Raw genomic sequence first — 17,006 nt, forward strand, 5'->3', positions numbered from 1 at the left:
CCATGGCCTACCAGTTCCAGTTCGAGGCACTCGCCCCCTACACCGGGCAGTTGGTGGAAGGCCTGCTGCACACGCTGGGCTACGCCGCCTCGAGCATCGTGCTGGGCATGGCCATCGGCGTGGCGGGCTCGCTGGCGCTGGTCTACGGCAACAAGCCGCTGCGCGGCGCGACGCGGGTGTACGTGGAGTTCTTCCGCAACACGCCAGCGCTGGTACAGCTCTTTCTCATCTACTTCGGCCTGCCCAACCTGGGCATTCGCCTGGAAGCGCCGGTGGCGGGCGTCATCTCGCTGGCGCTGTACTGCGGCGCGTACATGGTCGAGGTGTTCCGCTCGGGGCTGATGTCGGTGCCGCGCGGCCTTTCCGAAGCCGGCGCCGCGCTCGGGCTGCGGCCGCGCCAGGTGCTGGTGCACGTGCTGTTCGTGCCGGCGCTGCGCAACGTGTTTCCGTCGCTGGCGAGCCAGATGGTGCTCACGTTGATCGGCACCAGCCTCATCTCGCAGATCGGCGTGGAAGACATCTTCCATGCCGGCAGCTTCATCGACTCGCGCACCTTCCGCAGCTTCGAGGTCTACGTCGTGATCTGCGCGATGTACTTCGTCGCGGTGCAGGCGTTGCGCGTGCTGCTGGGCTTCGTGCAGCGCCGCCTGTTCGGCAAGGAGCGCTGAGATGCGCGGATTGTCCATTGCCGACCTCTGGCTCATCCTCGGCGCCATCCGCTGGACCGCGGCGCTCGCGCTGACGGCCTTCGTCATCGGCAGCGTCATCGCGCTCGGCGTGGCGGTGGCGCGCACCTCGCGCCTGCCGTGGCTGCGCGTGCTGGCGCGCATCTATGTCGAGCTGGTGCAGGGCACACCATTGCTGGGCGTACTGTTCCTGCTGTACTTCGGCGTGCCGATGCTGCTGGGCATCGAGATCAAGGCCTTCACGGCCGCGGCCGCCGCGTTTTCGCTGTCGGCGGGGGCCTTCCTTGGCGAAATCTGGCGCGGCGCGATCGAGTCGGTGCCCAAGGGCCAGTGGGAGGCAGCCTCTTGCGTCGGCCTGCGCCGTTGGCATGTCATGCGGCACGTGGTGTGGCCCCAGGCCTTTCGCGTGGCGCTGGGGCCCACGGTGAGCTATCTGGTGCAGCTCATCAAGAACACCTCGCTCGCGGCGCTCGTCGGGCTGGTCGAGCTCACGCGTTCGGGCCAGATCGTGGCGGGCTCGACACTGGCGCACCTGCCCGTCTTCTGCGGCGTGGCCCTGTGCTATTTCGCCATCTGCTATCCGCTGGCTCGTCTGGCACTCAACCTGGAAGGACGCATGAATGCCGCTCGTGCTCATTGATTCGGTCGAAAAGCACTTCGGCGACAACCACGTGCTGCGCGGCGTGTCCACCGAGGTCGCCAAGGGCGACATCGTGGCGCTCGTCGGGCGCAGCGGCTCGGGCAAGAGCACGCTGCTGCGCTGCGTGAACGGGCTGGAGACCATCGGCGCGGGCCGCATCGTGGTCGACGGTGTCGATGTGCAGTCGTCCGGCACCGACCTCGCGCTATTGCGCCGCCGCGTGGGCATGGTGTTCCAGAGCTTCAATCTCTTTCCGCACCTGTCGGCCGCGGCCAACGTGACGCTGGCACCCGTGTTGACGAAGAAGATCGCCAAGGGCGAGGCGCGCGAACTCGCCAGGCAGATGCTGGAGCGCGTGGGCCTGGGCCACAAGCTCGACGCCATGCCTTCGCAGCTGTCGGGTGGCCAGCAGCAGCGCGTGGCCATCGCGCGGGCGCTGGCGATGTCGCCGCAACTGATGCTGTTCGACGAGGCCACCTCGGCGCTCGACCCCGAACTGGTCGGCGAAGTGCTGCGCGTGATGGAAGACCTGGCGCGCGACGGCATGACCATGATGGTCGTCACGCACGAGATGGCCTTCGCGCGCCGCGTGGCTTCCGAGGTGCTCTTCATGAACCAGGGTCGCATCTGGGAGCGGGGCACGCCGCAGCAGATGTTCGGCAGCCCGCAGACCCCCGAGTTCCAGCAGTTCGTCCAGTCCGTCGTCTGATCTTTTCTTGATTCTCTTCGTCGTCCCTTTGTCTCTAGGAGCTTCCATGTTCAGAATGAAATCCCTGTTCGCCGCCGCGCTGGTCTGCGCAGCACCCCTGCTCGCGCACGCCGACAAGCTCGCGGACATCAAGGCCAAGGGCACGATCCGCATCGCCACCACCATCGACGCCGCGCCCTGGGGCTTCACCGACGGCGCGGGCAAGCCCACGGGCCTCGACGTGGAGCTGGCCGAGAACGTGGCCAAGGCCATGGGCGTGAAGCTCGAGCTGCAGCAGGTGACGGGCGCCAACCGCATTCCCTACCTGTTGTCGAACAAGGTCGACGTGGTGATCGCCGCGCTGGGCAGCTCGCCCGAGCGCGCCAAGCAGGTCGCCTTCTCGAAGCCGTACGCGGCGGTGTACCTCGGCGTGTATGGCGGCAAGGGCACGCCGAAGTTCGCCAAGGTGGCCGACCTCGCGGGCCAGACGGTGGCGGTGCCCAAGGGCTCCACGCCCGACCTGTCGCTGAGCGAGCTCGCACCCGGCGCCAAGCTGATCCGCCTGGAAGACACCGCCTCGACCATCTCGGCCTTCCTGTCGGGCCAGGCGCCGCTGTTCGCCGAGAACAACTTCATCGCGCAGAAGGTGGCCGACGAGAATCCGGCCAAGGGCATCGAGATGAAGTCGCTGATCCGCATCAGCCCCGCCTACATGGCCGTGCAGCCCGGCGAGACCGCGTTGCTGGCCGAGATGAACAAGATCATCGACGCCAAGTCCACCGACGGCAGCCTCGCCGCGCTGCGCCTGAAGTGGTTCAAGGACGAGCAGAAAGAAGTGAAGTGAGCCAGGCGCGTCCATCCACCGTTTTCACGGACATCGATTGGGCCAAGCCCGGCAAGCAGGTCGGCCATGCGTGGCTGCCGCATTCGGGGCATGACGATGCATGGGGCGCCGTGGCGCTGCCGCTGGCCGTCATCGGCAATGGCGACGGGCCGACGGTGCTGGTCACCGGGGCCATCCACGGCGACGAGTACGAAGGCCCGATCGTCATCAACGAGCTGATCCGCACGCTCGACGCCTCGCAGGTGAAGGGCCGGCTGATCCTGATGCCCGCGGCCAACGCGCCGGCATTGCGCGCGGCTTCGCGCGTAAGCCCGCTCGACAGCAAGAACCTGGCGCGGGTGTTCCCGGGCAACCCCTTCGGCACGCCGACGGAGCAGATCGCAGCGTTCATCCACGACGTGCTGTTTTCGAAGTGCGACGCGTACGTCGACCTGCATGCGGGGGGCAGCTCTCTCTTCATCGAGGAGAGCGCCCAGGTCGTGGTCACGCCCGCGCTGGCGCCGGCAGTGCGCGAGCGTGCCGAGGACATGGCGCGCTGGTTCGGCGCCAAGTTCACCGTCATCACCGACAACATGGGCGACCCGCGCACCAGCTGCGGCGCGGCGGCGCACCTCGGGCTGGCAGCCATCGCCGCGGAAATGGGCGAGAACGGCAGCGTATCGCCCAGGGGCGTGAAGCGCACGCGCGAGTGCCTGTCGCGCGTGCTGGCCCGGCTGGGCGTGGTGCCTGGTGTGCTGCCTGAAGCGCCGCCGCCGAGCCGGCGCGTGCACATCGTGTCCAACGGCGGCAACCTGCTGTCGCCCGGCGACGGCTACTTCGAGCCGCTGCACGAGCTGGGCGACACCGTGAAGGCCGGGGAGGTGGCGGGCTACCTGCACCTGCTGACCGAACCCGCGCTCGCACCGCGCGAAGTGCGCTTCGCCAGGAGCGGCACGGTGTACTCGCAGCGCACCTTCGGCATCGTGAAGCAAGGCAACAACCTGTGTGTGCTGGTCGAAGACGAGGAAGGTGCAGCCGCATGAGCGAGATGAACACGATGCAGCAGCCCATCACCCTCGACGACTACCGCGCGGCGCATGCCCGCGTGAAGCCCTACATCCGGCAGACACCGTTGGTCAACGCGCACCCCTGGATGCCTGGCGGCGCAGCGCAGGTACGCTTCAAGGCCGAGTGCCACCAGGTCACCGGCTCGTTCAAGGCGCGCGGCGCCTTCAATCGCGTACTGAACCTGTCCGATGAGGTGCGCCAGCAGGGCCTGGCGACTGCGTCGGGCGGCAACTTCGGCGCGGCAGTGGCGTACGTCGGCAAGACACTGGGCCTGCCGGCCAACGTGTTCGTGATGAACACCAGCACGCCGATCACGCGCGCGCGCATCGAAAGCCATGGCGCGAAGCTCACGGTGCACGGCGACTTCTGGGACCAGAGCTGGGACGCCGCCGGCGCCAACGTGGCCGAGCACGGCGGGGCGCTGCTGCACCCGTACGCCGACCGGGACGTGGTAATCGGCCAGGGCACGACGGCGCTCGAAATCATCGACGAATGGCCCGAGGTCGAGACGCTGGTTGTCTCCATCGGCGGCGGCGGCCTGCTCGCGGGCATCGCGCAGGCGGCCAAGCTGCTCAAGCCGTCGATCCGCGTGATCGGCGTCGAAGCCGCGGGATGCCCCACGCTGCATACCTGCCGCAAGGAAGGCCGCATCGTGAAGCTGGAGAACGTGAAGACGCGCGTGCCCATCCTTGCGGCGCGCTCGACCGAACCCTTGAACTTCGAGCTGATCGAGAAGTACGTCGACGACATCGTGCTGGTCGACGAAGAGGTCATCGAGGACGCTGCACGCTCCGCCTGGCAGCACGCGGGCCTGGCCATCGAACTCGGCGCGGCCACCGCGCTGGCGGCCGTGAGCCATCGTTGCTTCGCGCGGCGCGACGACGAGAAGATCGCCGTGGTGCTGTGCGGCAGCGGCAGCGACGGGATGCCGCAAGGCTAGGAGTCCGCTAGGCAGACGGTTCTGAACGGGCGAGCGCCGATGGCGGCATCTCGGATCTCGCGCGTTCTGACGCCTTCGTGATTCAAGGCCCGAGGCGCTCGCAGGAGCAGGCGCCGACATGCCCGCCGACGAGAAAGACACCGCCTGCGCGCTCGACGTCATCCGGATGAATGACGCAACGCAAGGCATGAGCCAGGGCGGCCAATGCCGAAGAGGTCCGGCTGTGTTGGCGCATGGTCAGTTTCTTTCTTGGCATATCAAAGCCGATGGTTGAGCCAGGGGAACCGTGGAGGAGTTGGCCTTCACCGAAAGTCCCGATAGCTGTGGACGCAGTTCATTCCGCGCAGTTGGCTCATGCCGCTATTGAGGCACGAGCGCTGGCTGGCCGGCCGCCGCGGTACCCCTGGGTCCGTTCAGCGCACGAAGCGGCCTTCGGGTGTGACGCGCATCATTTCGATGAAGTGTGAACCGGTGGCGCTGCCGGTCGAGAAATCGATGTCCATGCCGGCCAAGCGCAGCTTGAGCGCGCGCAGCGTCGCATGCAGGCGCACGCGCGTCAGGTCGCGACCGGTGCGCCCGATCATCACCAGAGCGTTCAGGGAGCCCTCGAAGCTGCCGTAGCCCACCGGCACCTGTGCTTGTTCCGCTGAGCGGCGATGGTCGCGCGCCGCGGCCTCCACTTCGCCCCAAGGGTAAGGCGTGACCTGCAAGATGGCCAACCCGCCCGCCTGCAGGGGCATCACCTTGGCCGTGACCTCGCCCGAGACGACCGACATGCCATAGAACATCGGTTTGCTGCCGGCGGCACACATGGCCTTGTCATCGACGACCAGGGGACGAAAGCAGTCCGCGCATCCGTGCTCGGCAACCACGCCGACGTGCATGAGTCGTTCCAAGACTTCTTCGAGCACATGGCAACGCAGAAGCTGCGCACGCCCAAAGGCCTGGACTGGGTCCGCTCGTGCTACGGCGCGCTGGGCCAAGTCGACTTGATGGTGAGAGGCAGGCTCTACGCCTGATGCATTGCACGATGTGGGTCGAGGGCATACGAGAGATCGTCTCGGCGCAGGACTCGCATGTGAAGTTCATCCTGACGGACCAGCCGGTGCCGGTCTACAACGCGACGGCGGATCCTACGTCCGTGCAGTGTGCCTATAGGCTGGCGCGCCTGCGCATCCGTCTACGCCCCGTTCAGCGTGTCGGGTGCAGGAATCGGCGACACCCCTTGAGCGTTAGCGGCAACCTCTTGCGCGCGCATGGCGCGAAGATAGCCATCGCGGCGCTGCAGACGCCGCCAGTAAGCCGCCACCGCTGGTGTGAACCGGGTCGCAAGTCCGAGATGCTGGGCCAGAAGCAGCGCGTAGCCCACGGACACGTCCGCAGCTGTGAATCGGTCACCGCACAGATATTCGCGCGCGGCTAGCAATGGCTCGAGCGTGCGCAGCCGGGCCAGGAACCACTTTGCATAGTCGTCTGCAACAGAGGGCTGCCGACGGTCTTCGGGTTCGAACCGAGAGTACCGTAGCACCAGCGTCTGCGGGAAAGTGAGGGTCGCCTCGCCGAAGTGAAGGAGGTTGAGATAGGTGCCGAAGTCCGGTTCTGCGTGATCGATTTGAAGTCGAGTTGGTGCCGCTTTCGCGCAGAGGTACTCGCAGATCGCTGACGACTCGGTCATTCGCGTCGCCCCATCGACCATGAGGGGGACCGTGCCGAGTGGGTTGAGTTCAAGAAACGAACGCTGAAGTACGCGAGGCGGAAACGGCAGCATCACCAGTTCATAGGGCGTCTCGAGTTCCTCCAGCATCCAGAGAGGGCGAAATGAGCGTGCACTCACGCAGTGATACAGGGTAATCATCAAGAAGGATTTTTAGCGGTCGGTCGGCGTCAAATGCGATGCGAAAACACCCCCGGGGCTGGCCGATCACCAGTCACGCCGTTCATCTCTGTACTCTTGCGGCGTTTGTACTGCCCGTAGGCGGGGAGGCGTCCATTGCATCTCCTCGCAGTCCAAGTTTTTGTCCGCACCCCCAAACGGAACGTCGGTGGTCGTGGCCGTTGCGAAAGCGGAATCGCCTTCAGCGCTCCGCACAGAGGTCTCGTTGGCGCTGCGGACGGCGTCGACCGCGAGTACATCTTGATCTTTCATGCACCTCTACCTCTCTTAGACCACCTGGACTGCGCGGTCCTCAACCTGCGTATCCGCAGCTGCAACCGGCTTGCGCAGCTGTTCAAGAAGGTAGGCCTCACGGCTGCGGACGGCGTCCACATTCGCTTCCTTCACGTGCCCGTAGCCGCGCATGGCCTGCGGCAGCCTTGCGAGTTCCAGAAGAGTTGCAGTCTGTTCGAGCTGCGCTTGGGCAAGCACCTTGCGCATCTGCCCCAGGAAACGCCCAAACTCGGCACGCTCATTGCGGCGCTCTTCGGTATAGGCGAAGACGTCGAAGACCGTCCCCCGCAAGACCTTGCCCTTGGCGAGCCACCGGAAAGCCATGACCAACCAGGGTCCGTAAGCCTTCTTGACCAGACGCCCCTTGCCATCGCGCTTGGCCAGAAGCGGCGGCGCCAAGTGGAAGTGCAGCTTGAAGTCTCCCTCGAACTCACGGTCGATCCGCTCGAAGAATCCGCTCTCCGTGTAGAGGCGAGCCACCTCGTACTCGTCCTTGTACGCCATCAACTTGTAGAGGCTCACGGCGACCTCGCGAGCCACGCGGTCGCCGCCCAATGTCGCTTTCTCAATGGCGGCAAGTTCACGAACACGAGCTTCGAAATATTGTGCGTACTTGTCGCTCTGGTAGCCAGAAAGCCGCGTCTTTCGATCTGCAATCAGGGTGTCAAGAGTCGGCGTGCGCTGCGGCATCAGCATCACCCGCGGCGCGTCGATGCCGGCCGCCGCACGCACCTTGTCAGGTTCCAAGGCAGCTTGTCGTCCCCAGGCAAACGCCGCGGTATTCATCTGCACGGCGGTGCCGTTGAGTTCAATGGCGCGCAGCAGCGCCGCCCCCGAAAGGGGAATCCTGCCCGACTGCCACGCGAATCCCAGCATGAAGACGTTCGTCGCTACCGCGTCGCCCAGCAGCTTGGTGGCGAGGCGCGACGCGTCGATCGTCGCGATCTGCTTGACCCCTGACTTCAACTGCTCCAACAGATCTTCGGGGCGAGCCTGCCAATCCAGGTTCTTCGTGAAGCCGCCGGTTGGCGCAACATGGGTGTTCACGACCGCGGCCGTTCGCTCCATGCTGGATGCAGCCATCGCTTCCTTGCCTGCCGCGACCATCAGATCGCAAGCCAGCAGCAGGTCCACCTGCTTTTGGCCGATCCGCGCCCCGTGCAGTGCATCGGGCTGTGCAGCCAGGCGCACATGCGACATCACTGCACCGCCTTTCTGCGCCAAGCCCGCCATGTCCAGAATGATGACGCCCCTGCCTTCGAGGTGCGCGGCCATGCCGATGAGCGCGCCAATCGTGACCACGCCGGTGCCGCCCACGCCGGTGATCAGCACGTTGTACGGCTGGTCCAGCGCCGGAATGATGGGCTCGGGCAGGTCTGCAGGCAACGCACTCTGGGACCTGGGAGCCTTGCGAAGGGCGCCGCCCTCGACGGTGACAAAGCTGGGACAGAAGCCCTTGACGCAGGAGTAGTCCTTGTTGCATGAGCTCTGATCGATCGTTCGCTTGCGGCCGAGCGGCGTTTCAAGCGGCACGATGGAGACGCAGTTCGACTGCACGCCACAATCGCCGCAGCCTTCGCACACTTCCTCGTTGATCACGACCCGCTTCGGCGGATCGACCATCTCCTTCTTCTTGCGTCGGCGGCGCTTCTCGGCGGCGCAGGTTTGCGCGTAGACGATGACCGAAACTCCGGACGCATCCCGCAACTGGCGCTGCACCTCGTCGAGCTGGTCCCGATGGCTGACGACGGTGCCAGCGGGCAAGCCGCCCAGGGCCTGCCACGACGCAGGGTCGTCGGACACCAGGTGCACGTTCCTGACACCCTCAGCAGCAACCTGCTGCACGATCTGGATGGCGCTCAGGCTCCCTTCGACTGGCTGCCCGCCGGTCATCGCGACTGCGTCATTCGCCAGGATTTTGTAGGTGATGTTCACGCCCGCGGCGATCGCGGCGCGCAGCGCCAGCGAACCGGAGTGGCTGTAGGTGCCATCGCCGAGGTTCTGGAAGATATGGCCCTCGGAGGTGAACGGTGCATGGCCAATCCAGGCAGCCCCTTCACCGCCCATCTGTGTAATGTTGCCCGTGTTGCGCCCCATCCAGGTCGCCATGCCGTGACAGCCGATCCCCGCACCGGCGCGCGAACCCTCGGGCAGCATGGTCGAGGTGTTGTGCGGGCAACCCGAGCAAAAGAACGGCAACCGCTGGGGCAGCGTCGGGTCGAGGGCCGCCGCGCAGCCGGCGTCGGCCAGAACCGTTGTCGCCGATTGTGGCAGTGCGCCGGCGCCGAGCACTTGCAGCAGGCGCTGTGCAATGACTCTGGCGATCAGGGCCGGCGTGAGCTCGCCGTTCGGCGGCAGTAAAAAGCCGTTCGGTGAACGGACCCATTCCCCTTCGCCATCTGCCTTGCCAACGACGCGCGGGCGGGCATCGGCCGGTGCGTTGTAGAGCTGTTCCTTGATCTGCGGCTCAAGCACGCCTCGCTTCTCCTCCACAACGAGGATCTCGGCCAAGCCCTGGGCAAACTCCGTCACGCAGACGGGTTCGAGCGGCCAACTCACACCGATCTTCAGCAGGCGCAGTCCGAGGGACTTGGCGCCAACTTCATCTATGCCGAGCAACGACAGGGCTTCACGCGTATCCAGGTAGCTCTTGCCGGTGGTCACGATGCCCAATTTGGCATTCGGAACCTTCCATTCCTGCCGGTTCAATCCGTTCAGCCGGACATACTCGAGCACGGCCTGAAGCTTGTCGCGCAGCAGCCGCGCCTCCTGCTCCATCGGAGGATCCGGCCACCGGATCGACAGCGAGCCCGACTGGATCTGCTGGTTGTCCGGCATTCTTGTCTCGATCGCCATCGGGTCGATCTCGAAGGACGAGGTGGTCTCGATGGTTTCGCTGACGGCCTTGAAGCCGATCCAGCAGCCCGAGTAGCGCGACATCGCCCAGCCGTGCAGACCGAACTCAAGGAATTCCCGTACGCCCGAAGGGTTGAGCACGGGGATCGCGGCGGCGATGAATGCCTGTTCACTCTGATGCGGCAAGGTCGATGACTTGCACGTATGGTCGTCGCCTGCGATCGCCAGCACGCCGCCGAACCTGGACGTTCCCGCGATGTTCGCGTGCTTGAAGACGTCGCCGCTGCGGTCCACGCCCGGGCCCTTGCCGTACCACAGGGCGAACACGCCATCCACCGTAGCCTTCGGATCCATGCCGGCCATCTGCGAACCCCATACCGAGGTCGCGGCAAGTTCTTCGTTGAGGCCGGGATTGAAAGTGATCTTGTTCCGCTCCAGAAGCTTCTTGGCTTTCCAGAGCTCCTGGTCGACGGAGCCGAGCGGTGATCCGCGGTAGCCCGAGACGAATCCGCCGGTCTTCAGGCCCGCTGCCTCATCGCGCGCCTTCTGCACCATCAGCAGGCGCACGAGCGCCTGCGTGCCAGTCATGAACACGCGGCCCTTCGGCAATTCGTACTTGTCGTTGAGAGAAACGGTTGTGCTCATGACTTCAGTTCCTTGCATTGGGGATCCGGATCGCGCGAGATCATTCGGCGGTGGCACCGGACCGCTTCACCAGCTTGCCGTGCTTCTCCAGTTCGGAGATCAGAAAGGGTTGCGTCTGCTCGGGTGTGGTCGTCATCGACGTGAAACCTTGCACCACGAAGCTGTCTTGGACCTCCTTTGTCGCCAGTGCTTCCTTGAGCCTCTGGTACGTGCTCGCGACCACGGAAGGTGCCATGCCCGCCGGACCGATGATCGCGACCCAGCTGTCGAATTCGAAGTTCGGAATGCCGCTCTCGGCCACCGTTGGCACGTCCGGCAGCGCCGGGTTGCGTGACGCAGTACTCACCGCAAGGGCACGCAGCTTCCCCGCCTTGATTTGAGGGGCCGCGACTACCAGCGGCAACATGCCGAAATGAACCTGCCCGCCGATGATGTCTGTGGTCATGGCGCCTGTGCCTTTGTACGGGATGTGCTGGGCCTGGAGACCCGCCTCGCTGAGGAAATACTCCGCGGCCAAGTGCAGAACTGTCCCGTTGCCGGACGAGCCATAGGAGAACTTCTTGGGATTTGCCTTCAGCTCGGCAATGAACTCGCGCGTGGTTTTTGCCTTGACCGTGTCCGGGTTCACCGCCAGGACCAGCGGGGAGGATGCGATCACCGAGATCGCAGTGAAGTCCTTGATGGCGTCGAACGGTACGTGCTTGTAGATGAAAGGATTGATGACGTGATTGGAGGACACCATGCCCAGAACCGACCCGTCCTTCGGGGCCCGCACGATCTGCTGCGTCCCGATCACGCCGCCACTTCCGGGCAGGTTGTCGATGACGATTGGCCGCCCAAACGCGGCAGCCAGGCTGCTGCTCATCGCGCGGGCCACTGCGTCCACGCCTGAACCCGCCTGATTGGGAACGATCAGGCGCAGCGGCCTGATATCGGCCGATTGCGCCTGTGCCGGCGAGAACGCGCCGGCGAGGCTCCACAGTGAAAGGGCAACAGCGGCTCCGCGGCCGAGAAGTAAAGGAATGTGCATGGTTTGTCTCCGTGGAATTGGCGGAAGATTCCGCTACCTTGGCGGCGACGCCACCTGGCAGCTCTTATTGATAGAGCGATGCTCGCTCGGGCGGACTGTAGGTGCGATGCCGTTGCCGGGCGAAGTGCTCTTGCGTCACAGGGGATATGACGGAACGCGATACCCTTACCCGAATTGCAGTGTGCGGGCCCGGCCCGAGGATCAGCTGCGCAGAGCAGCGATCATCGCGTCCACGGCTCGCAACCGACTCGACTTCTTGAGCGCAAACACACACAGCTCCCGGTCCTTCCAGGGCTCGTCGAGCGGTCGTCGCACGAAGCGCTTCGTCCCGGCGAGCGCGCGCAAGGCGCTTCCGGTCATGATCGCGATGCCCAGTCCGACCTCCACCATGCGGCAGGCGGCCTCGTAGCTGCTGACAGCGACAACCGGTGTGTAAGGCATCCGAAGCTTCTCCGCCTGCTCCTGCAGGAAACTGTCGCCAGCGCCGCCGGTCTGGATGCGCACGATCGGATGATGCAGCAGCTCCGTGAAACGAATCGCGCGCTGCCTCGTCAACGGATGATTCGGCGGCAGGATGACGATCAGCGGGTCGTCAGCGAAATGCCAGGACTCAAGCGCAGGCGGTACGGCCACTCCTGCGAGGCAGACCGCCACATCCGCACGGTCGTCCAGGCAGGCCCGGATGCACTCGCTGGACAAGCGCTCCTGCAGCACGATCTCCACGTTCGGGTGATCGCCCCGGAATGCATGCAGCCGTTCCGGCAGAAATCCGACCACCGAGGACAGGTTGGCAAACAGACGCACCGTGCCGGCGACCTCCCCGCTCAGCGCCTGCACCTCCCGCGCAAACGATTGAATATCGGCGTCGAGTTTCTCGCCGAGGGCGTACGCTCGCTGCCCTGCTTCCGTGAGGGTGACGCCGAGGGGGGAACGGCTCAGGAGTTGCACTCCCAGCGTGTGTTCCAGATCGGCAATGCGCCGGCTGAGCGCGGATTGCGCGATGTGCTCGGCATCGGCCGCGCGCTTGATCGAGCCTTCGCGCGCGGCGGCGAGGAACAGTTGAAGGCTGACGGGATCGACGCGACGCATGTTCCTGGACCAAGGCTGGTGGGCTGGATTGTCGCCCAGGAGCGGTGGTTATGAAGAAGCGCGCTCGTAGATCTGCCGCAGCGCCTGGCCATTTCGCACGACAACGCCGCCGTGCTCGATGCGGATCGTTCGGTCGCGCTCCATCAGCTTCAACTCCTGGTTGAGCCTCTGCCGGGAGCAGCCGATCAAGCCGGCAAGCTCGGTTTGTCGCAGGCGCAAGGCGATTCGCACCTCCGGACTGCCTGCGTCCGCCGGCTCCCCGTAGGTGCGCGCGAGCTGCGAAAGCTGCCGAGCGATTCTGGCGCGCAACGACTTGGTATTGAGGTCCTCCACGAGACGATACAGCTGGCGCATACGCTGCGATTGAAGACGCAAGAGCGCAAGGCAGAACTCGGGATGATTGACCAGAATCTCCTGCATCTCTTCGCGCCCGACACACAGCAAGGTGGTGTCCCCGTGCGCCAGGACATCGTAGGGCCGACCTTTCAGATCGAACATCTCGACTTCCCCGAACCACACGCCCGGTTCGATATAGCGCAGCGTGAGTTGCCTGTCCTCAGGTGTATGGGACCCGATTCGCACCGCGCCAGCCAATACCGCCAGCCAGGCGTCGGCGGGATCACCGCGCCGGCAAATCACGCCTGCATCAGGGAAGCGCCGCACCTGCGCGCGCCGCAGGATGTCGTGACGAAGTGTCGCCGACAGTGACGAGAACCATGGATCGTTGGCGACGGCTTCACGCTCATGGTTGTCGAGGGCCAGCTTGGTCACCGTTTGCCGATGGCATTCATGTTCAGGCCGCATGCAAGGGCCCTGCTTCGGCTCGAGCCTGCACCTCCGCAAAGGCCGCGAGCTCGCCCGCAAGCGCGCTGGCCACCACCGTGGCGGGACTGGCGAGCCACACCTTTCCAGGACCGCATCGCCCAGGAAAGTTGCGATTGATAGCGCTAACGGTGACCTCGCTCGCCTGCTCCGACGTCCCAGGCCCACCATTGACGCACGCACCGCAGGAGGGTTGCAGCATCTCGGCGCCCGCGCGCTCGAAGACGTCGAGATAGCCCTTCTCCACGCAGTAGTCGCGAACGTCGATCGTGCCGAACTGGAGATAGAGCTTCACGCCCGGATGCACCCGCAAGCCCCGATTCACAGCCCACGAAAGCACCTGATGATAAGAGTCGAAGTCCTCGCGCTTTCCGCCCGTGCACGAGCCGCCGTAGGCGATGTCGACCTTGGGGCGTTCCGACAATTCGGTGACAGGCACGCCGTTGCCGGGATCGCCGGGGCGAGCCACCATCGGCGCGAGCGCAGAACAGTCAACCTGGATGATCTCCGCATAGGAGGCCTCCGCATCGCTGCACATCCAATCCTGCAGCTGAAAGTCGATGCCCCGGCGTTCGCGCAGGAAACGAACCGTTTCTTGGTCGGGGGCAACGATGCCGGTGAAGCCGCCGAGTTCCGCAGTCATGTTGGTCAGGGTCGCCCGCTCGTCGGTTGAAAGCTGGGCGATCACCGGACCGGCAAATTCAAACACCTTGCCGACCCCGGAGCCGGCTCGAATGCGAGGGTCGGCCAGCAAGTGCAGGACGACGTCCTTCGCACTCACCCCCGTCGGCAGTCGGCCCGCGAGTTCAACGCGCAGCGACGCAGGAACGGTGATCCGGACCAGTCCCGTGACGAGGGCGTTGGCCATCTCGGTGCTGCCGACGCCGAAGGCAAGGCAGCCGAGCGCACCGCTGTGGGTGGTGTGCGAGTCGGTGCCGACAATGATCTGCCCGGGCAATGCATAGCGCTCGGACATCATCGGGTGCGAGATGCCTTCGCTGCCGACACCATCCGCCAGCAGGCCATGCGCAATCAAGCCGTACTCCTCGCCAAACTTGCGATGCTCGCGAACAACGTTCTGGACAGCAGGCAGCAATCCGGCGCGCGTGTGCGCGATGCTGCGGTGGACATAGGAGGTGTGGTCCTCGAACAGCCGCACACTCTGCGGATCGTGCAACTTGAGTGGCCGGCCGAACTCCGCGTGCAACATGTGCGCGCACATCGGCGTGTAGTACTCGATAAGAAAGCGCCAATCGGGTCGAACGAAGGCTCCGCTGCCCGCCTTCAGACCGGAGCCGCTGTCGCCGGTCACCATCAAGTGACTCGCGATGATCTTCTCGACCAGGGTTCTTGAGCCGCTGCTGCTGGTGTTCGCCGGCGGCAGGCTGATCTGCTTCATCCGCTCGCGCCCATAGCGCAGCAATCCACCATGGCGCAGGATCGCCGCCGCCTGAGCATCGCGCGAAGCCACCAGTTCCTCAATGTCGATCGGCTCACCATTCTGTACACGCTCGATGAGACTGAAGTCGGTGGAGGTGAACAAGCCGAGGTTGTCCGCGTTCTGGCGATAGATCCGCTCGAAGCTTTCCGCGACCACCAGGCGAATGCCGGCGGCGCGCTCTGACATCGGACTGTGCTCGCGCGAGGAACCCTTGCCGTAGCGCTTGCCGGCGACAGTGACCGCGAAACCGCCATTTTTGACCGCATCGATTCCGATCGGACAACGGCCTCCCGAAACAAAGCCCAGGTAGGGATAGCGGCCCAGGCGCTCGTCCCAGACGGCGGCCACCGTTGCCGGAGTGATCTCGTCTGTTGAAATATTGTCTCGGAGTGCGCCAGCCTCCACCAGAGCCAGATTTTCACCCTGGAGCTGCCGCTCGACGACTTCGGGGTCGTTGCTCAGGAAAAGGACGCGCGAATTGAGTCGGATGATCGTCATGGATTGAACCTCGTGGCCACACTTTAGGAGACGCTGGACCTGCACATGTAGTGCTGATGCGCCACGGGGGCTATCGCCGCTTGGCATAGCATCTGAAAACCGGTCGCTTGCCAGCGCGGCAGGCGCGAGTGCTCAGACGGCATCGGGGCTATCGCGGAATGCGCTATCCGTTGGCCGCTGCGCGCACCTAACATGTGCGCATGCCCTTCAAATCTACTGATCTTTGCGATGCCTGCGATGGCGCGCAGGTGTGCGAACTTCCCTTCGTGGGATTCGGCCTGAGACGCGCGTTCGCGGGCGCCATCCGCACGGCGCGCTACACGAACGGGATCAGCGCGCTTCGCGTCCTGATCAACCAGCCCGGACACGGACAGGTGCTGGTCATCGATGGCGCCGCTTTGCCGTGGCGTGCGCTGTTTGGAGACGTCATGGCCGGCCTGGCGGTGCGCAATGGATGGGCCGGCGTCATCGTCAACGGCATGATCCGCGATTGCATCGAGATCGACGCATTGGACATCGGAGTGAAGGCACTCGGGACGATCCCGCGCCGGGCGGACATCGGTGGCAGGGGCGAGATAGACCTGCCGGTTCACTTCGGCGGTGTCACATTCACTCCCGGCGCGCGGCTGGTCGCGGATGAGGACGGTGTGATCGTGCTGCCGCAGGGTTTGACGGAATCGAACATCCACGTTGATGATGCGATTGCCGCGACCGCAAGATATGCAGCCGGGTCCGATCCAAGGTGACGGAAGGGAGCCATCGCTTTTCGCTGCGAAGTGGGTGCGGCAGATTCGCCATGACCGGCGATGGCGCCGCAGTTCGTAAAGCCCTACGTCAAGACAAATAAGAACGATGCGGACTGCTCGGCGAGTTTGGCATCGTCATTCCGCAAAGAATCGGCTACATCGCTAGCCGTGTTCCTGAACTGATCAAGGACGGCGCCAACGACCTCCCTGGCGCGTTTCGACTGCTGGTGCAACGGTTGCTGGATCACCTCAAGGACCTGTAGAAGGCCAGGTGCGTGAGGACTCCAACGATCTCGGACGGCTTCAGGCCATTGTCCAGTCCGAGGTTGATGTGCGATGTCATCTGCGCCGCCTGGCCGTTGGTCACCAGCGCGGAGAGCGTGACCAGGCTACGGTTGCGCGGCGCCAGGTCCTTGCGTTTCCACACATCGCCGAACAGCACGTCCTGCGTGTAGGCGAACAACTGGGGCGGCGGTCTCGCGGGCCATGCACGCCGCGGGCGTGTCGGGCACGGCGCTCCGCTGAGCGTCAGCGTCGAAACCGGTGGCGGCCGCCAGGACCAGGAAAGGAAGCGACTGTTTCATGGAAGCGGTCTCCCGTGGGAACAAGGGATTGGCAGCGCACGCGGGGACGGCAATCGCATGGCCGGCCACGCCACATGTTCAATCTGCTCATTCGCAAGTGGCGCTTTCGACTGCCGCAAGCGTGCCACACCTTGCCCGGCACGAAGCCCCGGCCTACATTGCTCCAAACAACCCGTGCGACCCCATGAGGGGGCGCGCAGCCCACGGGATCGCCCTTGTCGCGGCGATCGATGCTTTCAGCCAGGCCTTCGCCACACCACGGCAATGCCTATCTGCAGACTGC

The 17,006-nt window shown here is 64.8% G+C and carries 16 protein-coding genes and 1 pseudogene; 9 read left to right on the forward strand and 8 right to left on the reverse strand.

Going from position 1 to position 17,006, the window contains the following annotated elements; genetic code table 11:
- Window positions 1-2: 2 nt before the first annotated feature.
- The 7 genes from BLW48_RS29170 to BLW48_RS35520 all read left to right on the forward strand — a co-directional run bounded on the left by BLW48_RS29170 (window position 3) and on the right by BLW48_RS35520 (window position 5,119).
- Window positions 3-668, forward strand: coding sequence for an amino acid ABC transporter permease (locus tag BLW48_RS29170; RefSeq protein WP_093179021.1), 666 nt, complete (start codon window positions 3-5; stop codon window positions 666-668).
- 1 nt (window position 669) lies between these two features.
- Window positions 670-1,326, forward strand: coding sequence for an amino acid ABC transporter permease (locus BLW48_RS29175; RefSeq protein WP_093179023.1), 657 nt, complete (start codon window positions 670-672; stop codon window positions 1,324-1,326).
- On the forward strand, window positions 1,307-2,035 hold the full coding sequence (locus BLW48_RS29180) for an amino acid ABC transporter ATP-binding protein (RefSeq protein ID WP_093179024.1): 729 nt from the start codon (window positions 1,307-1,309) through the stop codon (window positions 2,033-2,035). The genes BLW48_RS29175 and BLW48_RS29180 overlap by 20 nt, the downstream gene beginning before the upstream one ends.
- Before the next feature lie 55 nt (window positions 2,036-2,090).
- Window positions 2,091-2,858: a transporter substrate-binding domain-containing protein gene (locus tag BLW48_RS29185; RefSeq protein ID WP_256330986.1), complete on the forward strand. Its 768-nt coding sequence runs from the start codon at window positions 2,091-2,093 to the stop codon at window positions 2,856-2,858.
- Entirely contained in the window at window positions 2,855-3,880 is a 1,026-nt protein-coding gene (locus BLW48_RS29190; RefSeq protein WP_093179027.1) for a succinylglutamate desuccinylase/aspartoacylase family protein, read from the forward strand. Before BLW48_RS29185 ends, BLW48_RS29190 begins: the two co-directional genes overlap by 4 nt.
- Complete coding sequence (locus BLW48_RS29195) at window positions 3,877-4,845, forward strand: threonine ammonia-lyase (RefSeq protein ID WP_093179029.1); 969 nt, start codon at window positions 3,877-3,879, stop codon at window positions 4,843-4,845. The genes BLW48_RS29190 and BLW48_RS29195 overlap by 4 nt, the downstream gene beginning before the upstream one ends.
- 118 nt (window positions 4,846-4,963) lie before the next feature.
- Entirely contained in the window at window positions 4,964-5,119 is a 156-nt protein-coding gene (locus BLW48_RS35520) for a hypothetical protein (RefSeq protein WP_177142452.1), read from the forward strand.
- 139 nt (window positions 5,120-5,258) lie between these two features.
- On the opposite strand, the gene BLW48_RS29200 is transcribed toward BLW48_RS35520, so the two are convergent.
- The 7 genes from BLW48_RS29200 to BLW48_RS29230 form a co-directional block, all read right to left on the reverse strand.
- Complete coding sequence (locus BLW48_RS29200; RefSeq protein WP_256330987.1) at window positions 5,259-5,741, reverse strand: type 1 periplasmic-binding domain-containing protein; 483 nt, start codon at window positions 5,739-5,741, stop codon at window positions 5,259-5,261.
- Window positions 5,742-6,025: 284 nt separating this feature from the next.
- On the reverse strand, window positions 6,026-6,700 hold the full coding sequence (locus tag BLW48_RS29205) for a glutathione S-transferase family protein (RefSeq protein ID WP_093179030.1): 675 nt from the start codon (window positions 6,698-6,700) through the stop codon (window positions 6,026-6,028).
- A gap of 306 nt (window positions 6,701-7,006) precedes the next feature.
- A complete protein-coding gene (locus BLW48_RS29210) occupies window positions 7,007-10,531 on the reverse strand; it encodes an indolepyruvate ferredoxin oxidoreductase family protein (protein ID WP_218137534.1) in 3,525 nt (1,174 codons plus the stop codon).
- A gap of 22 nt (window positions 10,532-10,553) precedes the next feature.
- Window positions 10,554-11,543, reverse strand: a complete 990-nt coding sequence (locus BLW48_RS29215) for a Bug family tripartite tricarboxylate transporter substrate binding protein (RefSeq protein WP_093179034.1) — start codon at window positions 11,541-11,543, stop codon at window positions 10,554-10,556.
- Between the two features lie 201 nt (window positions 11,544-11,744).
- Window positions 11,745-12,632, reverse strand: a complete 888-nt coding sequence (locus BLW48_RS29220; RefSeq protein WP_093179036.1) for a LysR family transcriptional regulator — start codon at window positions 12,630-12,632, stop codon at window positions 11,745-11,747.
- A gap of 48 nt (window positions 12,633-12,680) precedes the next feature.
- Complete coding sequence (locus BLW48_RS29225; protein WP_256330988.1) at window positions 12,681-13,403, reverse strand: Crp/Fnr family transcriptional regulator; 723 nt, start codon at window positions 13,401-13,403, stop codon at window positions 12,681-12,683.
- Window positions 13,404-13,425: 22 nt separating this feature from the next.
- Window positions 13,426-15,393 (reverse strand): aconitase family protein, encoded by a 1,968-nt coding sequence (locus BLW48_RS29230; RefSeq protein WP_093179040.1) that lies wholly within the window; start codon window positions 15,391-15,393, stop codon window positions 13,426-13,428.
- A 200-nt stretch (window positions 15,394-15,593) separates the two neighbouring features.
- On the opposite strand from BLW48_RS29230, the gene rraA reads away from it, so the two are divergent.
- The gene (rraA, locus tag BLW48_RS29235) at window positions 15,594-16,139 is read left to right on the forward strand and encodes a ribonuclease E activity regulator RraA (protein ID WP_093179159.1); all 546 of its coding nucleotides are present in this window, start codon (window positions 15,594-15,596) and stop codon (window positions 16,137-16,139) included.
- A 60-nt stretch (window positions 16,140-16,199) separates the two neighbouring features.
- Window positions 16,200-16,393, forward strand: a pseudogene (locus BLW48_RS29240) (IS110 family transposase); the annotation flags it as partial.
- On the opposite strand, the gene BLW48_RS35940 reads toward BLW48_RS29240, so the two are convergent.
- Entirely contained in the window at window positions 16,384-16,581 is a 198-nt protein-coding gene (locus BLW48_RS35940) for a carboxymuconolactone decarboxylase family protein (protein ID WP_371127576.1), read from the reverse strand. The pseudogene BLW48_RS29240 and the gene BLW48_RS35940 sit on opposite strands and share 10 nt — an antisense overlap.
- Window positions 16,582-17,006: the final 425 nt, after the last annotated feature.

This window comes from Variovorax sp. YR266, from assembly GCF_900107295.1.
Taxonomy (GTDB): domain Bacteria; phylum Pseudomonadota; class Gammaproteobacteria; order Burkholderiales; family Burkholderiaceae_C; genus Variovorax.

What these genes read in the sequence shown, in the direction of transcription:
- BLW48_RS29205 (WP_093179030.1), bottom strand. Translation starts at nt 6,700, where the DNA reads ATGATTACCCTGTATCACTGCGTGAGTGCACGCTCATTTCGCCCTCTC.
- BLW48_RS29230 (WP_093179040.1), bottom strand. Translation starts at nt 15,393, where the DNA reads ATGACGATCATCCGACTCAATTCGCGCGTCCTTTTCCTGAGCAACGAC.
- BLW48_RS29210 (WP_218137534.1), bottom strand. Translation starts at nt 10,531, where the DNA reads ATGCAAGGAACTGAAGTCATGAGCACAACCGTTTCTCTCAACGACAAG.
- BLW48_RS35520 (WP_177142452.1), top strand. Translation starts at nt 4,964, where the DNA reads ATGCCCGCCGACGAGAAAGACACCGCCTGCGCGCTCGACGTCATCCGG.
- BLW48_RS29170 (WP_093179021.1), top strand. Translation starts at nt 3, where the DNA reads ATGGCCTACCAGTTCCAGTTCGAGGCACTCGCCCCCTACACCGGGCAG.
- BLW48_RS29180 (WP_093179024.1), top strand. Translation starts at nt 1,307, where the DNA reads ATGCCGCTCGTGCTCATTGATTCGGTCGAAAAGCACTTCGGCGACAAC.
- BLW48_RS29185 (WP_256330986.1), top strand. Translation starts at nt 2,091, where the DNA reads ATGAAATCCCTGTTCGCCGCCGCGCTGGTCTGCGCAGCACCCCTGCTC.
- BLW48_RS29195 (WP_093179029.1), top strand. Translation starts at nt 3,877, where the DNA reads ATGAGCGAGATGAACACGATGCAGCAGCCCATCACCCTCGACGACTAC.
- BLW48_RS29220 (WP_093179036.1), bottom strand. Translation starts at nt 12,632, where the DNA reads ATGCGTCGCGTCGATCCCGTCAGCCTTCAACTGTTCCTCGCCGCCGCG.
- BLW48_RS29215 (WP_093179034.1), bottom strand. Translation starts at nt 11,543, where the DNA reads ATGCACATTCCTTTACTTCTCGGCCGCGGAGCCGCTGTTGCCCTTTCA.
- BLW48_RS29175 (WP_093179023.1), top strand. Translation starts at nt 670, where the DNA reads ATGCGCGGATTGTCCATTGCCGACCTCTGGCTCATCCTCGGCGCCATC.
- rraA (WP_093179159.1), top strand. Translation starts at nt 15,594, where the DNA reads ATGCCCTTCAAATCTACTGATCTTTGCGATGCCTGCGATGGCGCGCAG.